This window comes from Streptomyces sp. NPDC104202 (genome assembly GCF_055584185.1).
Genome location: NZ_JBVJMN010000056.1, coordinates 1 through 11,173 on the forward strand (window position 1 = coordinate 1; position 11,173 = coordinate 11,173).

Sequence of the window (11,173 nt, forward strand, 5' to 3'; positions counted from 1 at the left end):
CGAAAGCGCGAGTACGTCCCGTACGAGCACTTCCCCCCGGCACACCGAGAGCACGCACCAGACGCCGCAGGGCCGCCCTTCGGGCAACGAGGGGAATTTGACGACAGGCCCTAGCGGTCGGCTCCGGGAGATCCGGCCCCGTCCTGGTGGATCTCCTCCAGGGAGTCCTGCAGCAGGTCTCTGGCGCGGCTGAACCAGTCCGCGAGTACGGCGATCTCGTCCGGTTCGTAGTCGGCGAAGAGCGTGCCCAGGCGCTCGTAGAAGGGTCCGTACGCGGCGAGGACGCGCTCCAGCGCCGACTCCTCCATCACGACCCGGACCTTGCGGCGGTCCTGCGGGTCGGGTCGGCGGTGGATGTACTGCGCCTTCTCCAGGCGGTTGAGGACGCCGGTCACCGCGCCGGTGGTCAGGCGGGCCCGGTCGGCGATGTCCCCGGCCACCAGCGAGGTGCCGGCCATGGATGCTTCGACGAGGAAGCCGAGGCAGGTCAGGTCCGTGACGTTGAGACCGAGCAGGCGTGCCATGTCCTGCTGCCCGAACTGCGCGGTCGCGATCATCCGGTCCATCGCGTAGAGCGCCTGCTCGGCCGTCGCCGGAGGGCGTACCTTGCCTTGCACCACACATCCCCTTAGCATCTAAGTAAATTATCTCGCGAGATAAGACATCTCCGGCCGGGTGCGCCCCGGCCGGCCGCTCCAGCATTTCATTTCCCGAGGAGAACACCGTGAGTGCGCACGGAGACCACGACCTGGGCCACACGGCCGCCGGCTGGACCGGCACCGGCATCGCCACACTCGGCTGCACCGTGATGGGCGTGGCCTTCGCCGCCCGCTCGACCGTCGGTTTCGTCCTGGGCGGCGCCCTCGTGATCCTCGCCGCCCTCGCCACCTGGCTCCTCCACCTGGCCGGCTGGGGCAAGGGCACCGGCCCGCGGCCCGTCGGCCGGCAGCCCTGGCGGGTCCGCGACGAGGCGGCCCGCCGGGGCCACCCCGACTGCCTCGGCTGCCGGCTGGCGGGGCGCAATCCCGCCGCGACGGCCGTGGCCCCCGCCGTCGCGGTCCCCGCTGCCCCGGCCCCCGTCGAGGGCCGCCCGGCCGCCGCGAGGCCGGTCGTGTCGATCCACCACGCGTCCGCGGAGTGACCCTCCTGGCCGTGGGGTGTCGGTGGTGCGCGACGCTTCGCCGTGAGCGGCTGTCGGGGGTGCGGGATGGAGGAAGTCCCCCGTGAAGGATCCGTCGGGCGTGAGGGCGGGCGCACGTGTCCGTGCCCCGTCCAGTGAGGGGGCGGACGTCAGGTGGCTGCCCGCGCCGGCTACCAGGGGCTGCTGCTGCTCGTGGACGTCGCGCCCCCGGAGGTCGCGGGCGGCGCGCCGAAGGCCGGGCCGCCCGAGGAGGAGCGGGTGGGGACGGCGGCGGGGGCGGCGGACGGGCGGTGGGCGGGGGTGTCGGCCACCGACTGCGTGACCGCCCGGGCCGGTGCCTGCCGGACCGTCTCGACGGGACGCTCGGCCCCCTCGCCGATCCGCTCCAGGCGCAGCACCAGGTTCCGCTCGTGCCGGTTGCCACCCGGCCAGTCCACGTCCTTGCTGGTGATCGTCTGCGTACGGACGCCGCCCACCGTCTCCCAGCGGCTCCTGACCGCACGGATGTTGGGCCGCCACCGGCCCTCGTGCAGGTGCTCCACCTCCAGGTGCCAGCTCGGGGCGTCCACGTGCCGGACCGTCCCCACCTCGCCGGGCACCTCGATCCGCGTACCGCGCGCACCGGAGACGGTGACCACCGCACGCTGCGGCCAGTCGGCGTCGAGACCGATGACGGTGATCCGGCAGGGGCCCTCGTACCAGGCCATGGGTGATCTCCAGAGTGCTCGGGGTCGTGGGAGGGGAATCGGCAGGGAGGCAGGGGAGCGCGGGGCGCCGGCGGGGTCAGCCGCGGGGGAAGTCCCGGGCGAGGAGGGTCGCCAGCTCGTAGTACGCGGCCCGCGTCCGCCCCCGCATCCACTGCGGGTCGACCTCGCCGCCCCGGGCCAGATGGGGGTCGTACGGGACGGTCAGCACGGCCCGGCAACGCTGGGCGAACCGGGCCGCGGCCTCGTCCGTCCGCACCTGGCGTCCCGACGAGGACCGCACGTTCGAGAAGACCGTCACCGCCTGGCGCGCCTTCTCCTCGTGGCCGAGGGCGGCCAGCCGGTCGAAGACGAGCCCCGCCCCGCTCATGCCGTCGATGCCCGGCGTGACCGCGACGACCAGCTGGTCCGACAGTTCCAGGACGGTGCGGAGGGTGTCGTGCGGCATGCCGGTCCCGCAGTCGGTGAGGACGATCGGGTACTGGCCGCTGAGCGTTCCGACGACCTGCCGGTAGTCCCGCTCGCCGAACGCCCGGGGGTCCGCCGGATCAGGGTCGTGCGCCACGACCTCCAGGCCGCTCGGAGTCTGCGAGGTGAAGGCACGGATGTCCATGTACGTGCGCAGCCGGGGGAGTGCGGCCACCAGGTCGCGCACGGTGGCGTCCGACTGGCGCCGCACCCGTCGGCCCAGGGCTCCCGAGTCGGGGCTCGCGTCGACGGCGACCACCCGGTCCGCCCGCTCCCGCGCGAACACCGCGCCGAGCGCCAGAGCGGCGGTCGTCTTCCCCGCCCCGCCGTCCAGACCGATCACCGCGATCCGGTGGCTGCGCAGCAACGGGACCCGAAGCGCGTCGGTCACGCCTCCCGGCGCCTCGCGCCTCCCGATCCGGAAGAGCGGGCGAACCGTGCGCCGCGCCGGCCGTGCCTCCGCCACGGGCCCCGACGGCCCGGTCGGGGCCGACACGAGCGGGTCGGCGGCTTCCGTGTCCGGCTCCGCCGCGGCTTCCCCCCGGTGCTCCCGATCCGGTTCCGGAGCGACGGGCGGTGGTGAGGGGCGGGGTGCGGACTCGGCCGGGGAGGCGTGTCCGGAGAGCGGGCCGGGCGCTACGGGCTCCGCCGCGGCGGGGGCCGCATCAGGGTCAGGGGCGGAGCCCGACTCCGGGCGCGCATCCAGGGTGGGGACGGGGGGAGAGGCCGCGTGCAGCTGCTCCCCGGACGCGGGCTCCACCGTCACGGGCTCCGCCGCTGCGGCCTCACCGGCCGGTGAGCGCCGCCCGCCCGCCGGTGTCTCCGCTGCTGCCGGCGTCTCCGTCTCCGCCACAGGCTCCGCCGGCGCCGGTGCCGGTGTCTCCTCCGCAGGCCCGTTCCGCCTCCGACGCCAGTGCTCGGGGCTGTAGTCGGGCGCGTTCATCCAGTGCTCCGGCGCGTCCATGTCGTTCCTGGCTACGACGGTGACCACCTCGGCCCCCTCTCGTCGGTCGTTGGGAGGAACGGCTGGGCGGGCGCGGGCGGTTCAGACGGCGGGGGGCCGAGGTCACGCCGGTGCGAGGCCGTGCCGTTCGAGGACGGGGCGGAGGGCGCGTACCGCGTAGAAGTTGCGGGATTTGACGGTGCCGGGCGGGATGCCGAGCACGGCGGCCGCCTGCGTGGTCGTCCGGTCCTTGAGGTGGAGTTCCACGAGGACGTCCCGATGGTGTTCGGGCAGTTCGGCGAGTGCGTCGTCGACGACGTGCGCGGTCACGATCTCCTCGTACGGGTCGTCCGGGGCCGCCCGGTCCTCCGGGGTCCCGTCGCCCAGTTCCTTCGCGCGGGCGGACTGGGCGCGGAACTGGTCGATGGCGATGCGGCGGGCGACGGTGAAGAGCCAGGGCCGGCCGTGCTCCGGGCCGCGGGTGAGTGCCTGCGGGTTCTGCCAGGCCCGGAGGAACGTCTCCTGGAGCATGTCCTCGGCCTTGCCCTTGTCCCCGCTGGTCAGACGGAGCAGGGCGCGCAACAGGGCGGAGGCGTGCAGCCGGTGGAGCTCCGCCAAGGTGTCGCGGTCCATCGTGGGGCGTGTCCGCGCCTCCGCGGGGCTGCTGTGCCGGCTTCCCTCGCGGACCGTGCCGCCGACGCCGTGTTCGTGCGTTCCCACCCCGGTCGTTCCTCCCCCGCCGCGCGTCGACGACTCTGGGGCGACGGACGGCGGCATCGATCGGCCGACGGCTCCGGGCACGTCGGACTGGTCTGGAACGACCTTGGCAACCTCGGCTAATGCTGCGCTAATGTCCTGCCCGCGATCGCGGCGCGTGGGGTAACGCGCGGCTAAAGGGCCTGGACGACGGGTACGGGGGCGCCGTCTCAGGCCGGGTCCGGGGTCTCTCCCCCCGCTGTCTCCGGGGCTCGGTAGGTGCCCGGTCGCCACTGTCGGCGGCGGCCTCGCGGCACGACGGCGGCGGCGCCCGCCACCCCCGTGAGGGCGGCCACGGAACCGGCGGCCACCCACCAGGCCGACCCGGCGGCGGACGGCCCCGGCGCGGGCGGCATGACCACACCGGGCGCCGTCGCCCGCCTGCCGGGCGCCGCCGTTCCGGAGTGCTCCTCGGGGAGTACGGCCGTGACGGCGGCGACCGGGTCGACGGAGCCGTACCCCCGCACGCGGTCGGGCGCGGGTTCACCGGGGCCCGACGTGGTGGCACGGAGCCGGTGGACCAGCGCCCCGGCACTCAACCCGGGGCTGCGTCCCAGGACGAGGGCGGCCGTCCCGGCCACGAAGGCGGTCGCGTAACTGGGCCCGGTGGCCGTGAAGCTGCCCCGGCCGCCGGGTCCGGGGCCCGTGACCGCCGCGCCGGGCGCCGTCAGGTCGACGCGCCCGTCGGGAGTCTGCCCGGTGATCTTGCCGTCGGGGCCGGTCGCCGCCACGGACACCACCTCGGGGAGGGCCGCCGGGTATCCCGCGTCCGTCATGCCGTCGGGCGACACCGGGGCGATCACGACCGCGCCCTCGGCGGTCGCGTATCGCACGGCGTCCGTCAGGGCCGGGCTGGTCGACCCCGTCACCGCCATCACGGCGATCACCCGCGCCCCGCCGTCGGCGGCCGCCCGGATGCCCTGGGCGAGGAGCTGGGGAGTGGTGTTCCCGCGCCGGTCGGTGACCGGGACGTCGAGGATCCGCGACCGGGGCGCGATCCCGGCGAAGCCCGCGCCCGGGGTGCGGGCGGCTCCGATGAGCCCGGCGGTGAAGGTGCCGTGACCGGCACAGTCCGCGGCCGGCCCGGCGTCGAACCGGCGGGGCGTCCGCCGCAGCCGGCCGTCCAGCAGTCCGGCGGTGTCGTCGACCCCCGAACCCACCACGGCCACCGTCACCCCGGCCCCGTCGGACAGCGGCCAGACCGTCTCCGGGCGCAGCACGGCCTGGGGCCACGGCAGCGCCGTGACCGTGCGGTCCGACGCCTTGCGGCAGGTGTCGTCGGAGAGCCGTTGCGTGACGGCGGGCAGCGAGGCGGGATCGGGCCCCGCCTCCCTGGTCTCGGTCGCCGTACCGACTCCCGTACCGCTCCCGGTCCTGCTCGGGCGGGCACTCCCGTTCCCGTTCCCGGCTCCGGCCCCGGCCTCGACCCCCGCCCCACTCCCCGTCCCCAACCCGGCAGAGGCGCTGACCCCGTCCGCTCCCGGGGCGGCCGCCGCGCTCCCCGGCAGCAGGGTCAGCGTCCCGGAGAGGAGGGCCGCCGCGAGGGCGGCACCTCCGTCGCGCACGCCCCGGTTCACGCGACACCGTCCGGAACCCGGTCCCAGGGCACGTCCTGCGGCAGGAGCAGGCTGAGCTCGGCCACGTCGTCGACGTCGAGGCGGCTGAGGCGGCCGGCCTGGCGGGTGATCATCGTCTCCAGGACCTGGCGGGCGAAGCGGCCGTTGCCGAAGGCGCGGTCGCGCGGAACCGAGGCGAAGAGCTCGCCGAGCGCCGACAGGGTCTCGGGCGGGCACACGTATCCGGCCTTGTCGGACAACGCCTCGACGATCCGCACGAGTTCGTCGTCGGTGTAGTGCTCGAAGACGACGGAGCGGGAGAAACGCGAGGCGAGGCCCGGGTTGGAGTCCAGGAACCCCCGCATCTCGTCGGCGTACCCGGCGACGATGACGACGACCTCGTCGCGGTGGTCCTCCATGAGCTTCATGAGGGTGTCCACCGCCTCCTGGCCGAAGTCGTTGCCCGTGCCGCCCCGCGGCGTGAGCGTGTACGCCTCGTCGACGAACAGGACGCCGCCGCGCGCCCGGTCGAAGGCGTCCTTCGTCAACTGCGCGGTGTGGCCCACGAACCGGCCCACCAGATCGGCCCGCGCCGTCTCCACGAGCTGGCCGCCCGGCAGCACGCCGAGTTCGGCGAGCAGCTGCCCGTACAGCCGGGCGACGGTGGTCTTGCCGGTGCCGGGTGGTCCGGAGAAGACCACGTGGTGGCTGATGGGGGCCGTCGGGAGACCGGCCTCCTTGCGCCGGTTGACCTGCTTGATCAGATTGACCAGGTCCTCGACCTGCTCCTTCGCGGCCGGGAGACCGATCATGGCCCGCAGCTCGTCGAGGAGTTCGGTTCTGCGTTCCACCGGGGTGCCGGACGCCGCGGCCGCGGCCGCCGCGGCGGCCGTCGCGCCGACGTCGGCGGGCTTGAGGAGGGCCAGGTCGGTGGTGCCGATCTCGGGGAGCGCGGCCAGCCGGGACGCCTGGCGGTCCACCATCTCCTCGAAGACCTTGCGCGCGGCCCGGCCGTTGCCGAAGTCGGCGCCCTTCGTCATGGTCTCGAAGTGCAGGGTCAGCGCCTCGCGGGTGCCGTCGGCGAGCTGGTAGCCGTGCGAGGCGGCGGACATCGCCACGATGGTCGTCAGCTCGTCGTCGGCGTAGTTCTCGAACTCCACCGTGCGGCTGAACCGGGACGCCAGGCCCGGGTTGGAGTCGAGGAAGCCCCGCATCTCCTCCGAGTACCCGGCGACGATGACGACGACCTCGTCGCGGTGGTCCTCCATCAGCTTGACGAGCGTGTCGATCGCCTCGCGGCCGAAGTCGGGACCGCTGCCGCCCGTGCCCTGCGACAGCGTGTACGCCTCGTCGACGAAGAGGACGCCGCCCAGCGCCTGCTGGAAGACCTCCGTCGTCTTGATCGCGGTCCCGCCGATGACGGAGGCCACGAGGTCCGCCCGGGCGACCTCCACGAGGTGGCCGGAGGGGAGGACGTCCAGCTCGGCGAGGATGGAGCCGTAGAGCCGGGCCACGGTCGTCTTGCCGGTGCCGGGCGGCCCGGCGAAGATCAGGTGGCGGCTCATGGGCAGCGCGGGCATCCCCGCCAGTTCCCGCCGACGGGCGAGCTTGTTGAGGTTGACCAGGGTGGCGACCTGCTCCTTCACGCCGTCCAGGCCGACCAGCGCGTTCAGGGCCTCCAGCGGGCCCTCCGGCTTGCGCGAGGTGGCGGGCGGCGCCGCCGTGTCGGCGCCGTCGGACGACCCGCCCGCCATCCCGCCGTGCTCCTCGACGCCGGGTGAGCCGTCCACGGCCGTCCCCGCGGCTCCGGAGACGGCGGCCTCCCCGTACGCGTCGGGCAGGTCGTTCTCCGTGCTCGTCAGGTTCTCCACCGAGAGCCGCGCCGACGGCTTGAGCCGGCGCAGCCCCGAGCCGCCGTTCCCGGAGACCGCGCAGTCGTGCACCCGGACCGCCTCCGTGGAGTCGACGCGGATGCCGTCGCCGGTGTTGTCCACCGCCTCGCACCGGGACAGCGTGGCCCGGCCGCCCTCCGCGACGCGGAAGCCGTACCGCCGGCAGGACCGCGCGCGGGTGCGGGCCGCGGTCAGCTCCCCGCCGTCCTCGACGAGTACGCCCTCCTGCGGCCCGTCGGCGACCTCGCAGTCCCGCAGCGTGGCCACCCCGCCCGCGCCGACGGACACGCAGGCCGCCCCGGTCTCCCGGACCGTGGTGGTGCCGACGTACGCGTCGCCGCCGTCGGCGATCCGCACCCCCGCCTGCCCGGTGGCCGAGATCTCCGAGCCCTCCACGCGGCCGCGGCCGCCCCGGGTCACCTCCACCCCGATCCCGGCCACGTCCGACACGTCCAGCCGCCGCAGCATCGGGTTCGCGCCCTCCAGCACGCGTACCCCCGCCGCCGCGCCGCCGCGGACCTCGAGCCGGTCGAAGTCCGGCGCGCTGTCCCCGGTCAGCTGGACCCCGGCCTCCTTCGGGTCCCGCACCGCGCACCGCTTGAACGACGGGCCCGAGGACTCCTCCACCCAGATGCCGGTCCCCTCGGCGCCGGTGACCTCGCAGTCCTCGAAGGCGCCGCGCGAACGCCCCGTCACATGGATGCCGTTGCCCTTCGTACGGGAGACCCGGCAGCGGCTCACCAGCGGATCGGTCCCCTCGGCGAGCGCGATGCCGTGCACCTTCGTGGCGGACACCGCGCACTCCTCCAGGACCACGCGCTCCTTGGAGCTGACGAAGACGCCCAGCAGGCAGTCCCGCACCGAGGTGCGGACCACCCGGGTGGCGCTGTTCTCCTCCAGGGCGATGGCGGGCTTGTCGGTGGCCGAGATCTCGCAGTCCTCGATCAGCCCCCGGCCCTCGCCGTTGGCGCACACGCCGTTGCCGCGGGCGTCGCGCAGCACGCAGTTGCGGAAGGTCGGGTTGGCCCGCTCGCCGATGACCACCGCGGAGGTGCCCAGGTGCTCGACGACGCAGCCGTCGATCACGCTGGTGCCGGTCGACGTCTCCACGATCCCCGCGCCGCCGGGGTTGGTCACCCGGCAGCCGCGCATCGCCAGCGAACCCTGCTGACGGGTGAGGACGGCCGTCCAGGCGTTGCCCACCACCTCGCAGTCCTGGAGCGCCGCCTGACCGCGCGGCACGTCCACGGCGGGCAGCTCGTCGTCGAGTCCCTGGAGCACCAGCCCCGTCAGCTGGACGGCCTCGGCCACCACCTGCACCACCGTCCCCCGCGGAGGGACGATCCGCACGGTCCCGTGCGGGTCCTCCGCGGTGATGGTCACCATCTTGGTGATGACCAGGTTCTCCTCGTACCTCCCCGGGCGGACGGAGATCACCGCACCGCCGCGCGCGGCCTCCAGGGCGGCCCCGATCGTCCGGTACGGGCCGCCGGCGGACGGTCGGTCGTTCTGCGCCTCGGCGCTCACGGTCAGCACATGGCGCGACATGCGTGGATGTTCCCTTCGTGGTGGGCCCCGGAGACGGGCCTCAGGAGCGTGGTGCCCGGGTGCCGGCCGACGGCCGGCGCAGGCCGGACCGTCTCAGGCGGAGGTGCACTGGACGCGGGCGGCGTCGCCCGCGTGGTGGGCGTACGTCTTCTGCGAGCCCGACCAGTCGACGCCCCGGTCGTGGAGCTTCACCGTCAGCACGCCGCCGGTGATCCGGACGCTGCCCGCGCTCACCCACTGGCCCCGCCGGGACGGCTGGTCGACGGTGAAGGACCGCAGGATGGGGTCGTTGCCCGTGGCTCCCGCGTGCACCGTGTAGTACGACGGCCTGCCGCCCACCGCCTTGATGTCGCCGTTGGCCGGGACGTGCACCGAGACCTCGCAGCTGCCCGAGGTCACCGCGCCGGTGCGGAAGGTCCAGCGCAGCGCGTTGCCCGCGTCCGAACCCGCCTTCCCGGACATCGGCAGCGAGAAGAAGCCGCCGTTGCAGCCGCCGCCGACATACCCGCCGGAGCCGTACTTCTGCCAGCCCTCCTTGCCGTCCGTGAACCAGCCGCTGTAGGTGAAACCGGACCCCGAACCGGCACAGTTCGGCCCCGCCACGGCCGTGTACTGCTGCTTGGCGGGCGGGGCCGGGGGTGCCTGGGTGGCCGGCTTCTGCGGGGTGCCCGCGGTCGACCCGGGCCTCGCGGGGGCCTTGGTGGGCGAGGAGCCGCCGCCCGCGGCGGAGGTCGGGCCCTGCGACGGACCGCCGCCGGGGTTCGCGCCCTGACCGCTCCCCGGAGCACCGGAGGACGTGGAGGTCGGGCCGACGGGGGCACCGAGCCCCACCCCGGCACCGATGCCGGCGACGCCCTTGGCCAGCGGACCCTTCCCCGTGCCGGCCGAGGCGCCCGGCGCGACGGCCCCGGGCAGGGAGGAGCCCTTCTCGGGTGCGTCGGCCCTCGGGACGAAGCCGCCCGGACCGCCGTCGGCCTGGTTGTACCCGGTCGGGCGCGGCGGCACCGGACCCGGCCCGGAACCGCCGCCGCCGAGCTGCGAGAGCAGCAGGGGCACTCCCATCAGGACCACGCCCGAGGTGGCCGCCGCCGCGATCATCGGCTTCGAGAGCCGTCGGGCGGGCCGCGCCGCGGGCCGGGCCGCCGCCGGAGCGACGGCCTCCGCCGCGAGCACCTCCGCGTCGGCGGCCGCCGACGCCCCGCTCCCCGAGGAGCCCTCGCCGTTCGTGCCGGAGCCGGTCCCCGTCCCGGCGCCCGTGTCGCCGCGGGTGTCCGTCCCGGCCTCCGCTCCGCCGTCGGTCTCGGCTCCGGCCTCGGTCGTGCCGTCCGTCCCCGTCCCGCCCTCGGCGGCGGGAACGGCGGGCGTGGCGCCGGAGGGTGCGGCAGAGGACGACGGCGAGGACTCCGGACCTCCCGCGCCCGCCGGCTCCGGTGCCGGGACGACGGCACCCGTGACCGGCGTGCCTCCGGACGTCCCCTCGGGCTTCCCGTCCGGCGCGCCGCCGTCGGGATCCTCGCCCTCCTGCTGCCAGGCGACCGTCGGCAGGCTGATGGCCGCCGCGGCCTGCCCGGCGGCGTTCCCGGCCCGCACCTCGTTGTCGTCCACCGTCATTCCCCTCGGTCGTCGCGAAGCCTCCGCGCACGTACGAACGGACCGGCGGCGCCCTGCGGTTCACCCGCCCCGGTCACGCCAGCGGATGGACCTCCGTCCCCTCCGGCGCCGGCGTCAGGACGAAGGCGGCCGCGCGCTCGACGACGTCCTGACCGAGGGGGCCGGGAGCCGTGTACCCGGGGTCGCTCAGGTGCGCGAGCAGCTCCGGGTCGGGCGCGAGCGCGTAGCGCTCCAGGTAGTAGGTGACGGTGTCCGTCCACACCCACCGCCCGTCCGTCCGGAAGGTGAGCGGCACCTCCCCGGTCCGGGAGGGGTCCAGGACGTCGTCCATCAGCACCGGCGTCGCGAGTACGGGCGTGCCCGCGGCCAGGCGCTCCAGGAGCAGGGTGTGCAGCGCCGGGTCCTCGACCACCGGGTGGTCCGTGGCGAAGCCCGGCCCCGTCACGGGGTCCGCGTGGTCGAAGACGGAGGCGAGCCGGAACTCCGGCCGGGGCGCGGGGTCGGTCATGACGGGGTCCTGTCCTGGTTCGGGGCGCGCCGGCCCGGCGGCCGTA

At 75.3% G+C, this 11,173-nt stretch carries 9 protein-coding genes; 1 reads left to right on the forward strand and 8 read right to left on the reverse strand.

All coding sequences use genetic code 11. From position 1 onward, the window contains the following. Positions 1–110: 110 nt before the first annotated feature. A complete protein-coding gene (locus ACZ60W_RS28900) occupies positions 111–617 on the reverse strand; it encodes a MarR family winged helix-turn-helix transcriptional regulator (RefSeq protein WP_469758321.1) in 507 nt (168 codons plus the stop codon). Between the two features lie 107 nt (positions 618–724). Here ACZ60W_RS28900 and ACZ60W_RS28905 point away from each other — a divergent pair, with 107 nt between their 5' ends. Continuing rightward, positions 725–1,141, forward strand: a complete 417-nt coding sequence (locus ACZ60W_RS28905) for an HGxxPAAW family protein (RefSeq protein ID WP_469758322.1) — start codon at positions 725–727, stop codon at positions 1,139–1,141. Between the two features lie 170 nt (positions 1,142–1,311). Here ACZ60W_RS28905 and ACZ60W_RS28910 read toward each other — a convergent pair whose 3' ends face one another. The 7 genes from ACZ60W_RS28910 to ACZ60W_RS28940 form a co-directional block, all read right to left on the reverse strand. After that, positions 1,312–1,848, reverse strand: a complete 537-nt coding sequence (locus ACZ60W_RS28910; protein ID WP_469758323.1) for a hypothetical protein — start codon at positions 1,846–1,848, stop codon at positions 1,312–1,314. 76 nt (positions 1,849–1,924) lie between these two features. Further along, positions 1,925–2,704 (reverse strand): MinD/ParA family ATP-binding protein, encoded by a 780-nt coding sequence (locus tag ACZ60W_RS28915; protein WP_469758324.1) that lies wholly within the window; start codon positions 2,702–2,704, stop codon positions 1,925–1,927. Between the two features lie 675 nt (positions 2,705–3,379). Then, positions 3,380–3,976: a sigma-70 family RNA polymerase sigma factor gene (locus ACZ60W_RS28920; protein WP_469758325.1), complete on the reverse strand. Its 597-nt coding sequence runs from the start codon at positions 3,974–3,976 to the stop codon at positions 3,380–3,382. A 206-nt stretch (positions 3,977–4,182) separates the two neighbouring features. After that, the gene (locus ACZ60W_RS28925) at positions 4,183–5,577 is read right to left on the reverse strand and encodes a S8 family serine peptidase (RefSeq protein ID WP_469758326.1); all 1,395 of its coding nucleotides are present in this window, start codon (positions 5,575–5,577) and stop codon (positions 4,183–4,185) included. Between the two features lie 8 nt (positions 5,578–5,585). Beyond that, positions 5,586–9,008, reverse strand: coding sequence for a right-handed parallel beta-helix repeat-containing protein (locus ACZ60W_RS28930; protein ID WP_469758327.1), 3,423 nt, complete (start codon positions 9,006–9,008; stop codon positions 5,586–5,588). A 93-nt stretch (positions 9,009–9,101) separates the two neighbouring features. After that, positions 9,102–10,613: a hypothetical protein gene (locus ACZ60W_RS28935; protein WP_469758328.1), complete on the reverse strand. Its 1,512-nt coding sequence runs from the start codon at positions 10,611–10,613 to the stop codon at positions 9,102–9,104. Positions 10,614–10,692: 79 nt separating this feature from the next. Continuing rightward, a complete protein-coding gene (locus ACZ60W_RS28940) occupies positions 10,693–11,127 on the reverse strand; it encodes a hypothetical protein (RefSeq protein ID WP_469758329.1) in 435 nt (144 codons plus the stop codon). Between the last annotated feature and the right edge of the window lie 46 nt (positions 11,128–11,173).

Excerpts from the sequence above, each read along its gene's own strand:
- ACZ60W_RS28940 (WP_469758329.1), bottom strand. The coding sequence starts at position 11,127 with ATGACCGACCCCGCGCCCCGGCCGGAGTTCCGGCTCGCCTCCGTCTTC.
- ACZ60W_RS28910 (WP_469758323.1), bottom strand. The coding sequence starts at position 1,848 with ATGGCCTGGTACGAGGGCCCCTGCCGGATCACCGTCATCGGTCTCGAC.
- ACZ60W_RS28930 (WP_469758327.1), bottom strand. The coding sequence starts at position 9,008 with ATGTCGCGCCATGTGCTGACCGTGAGCGCCGAGGCGCAGAACGACCGA.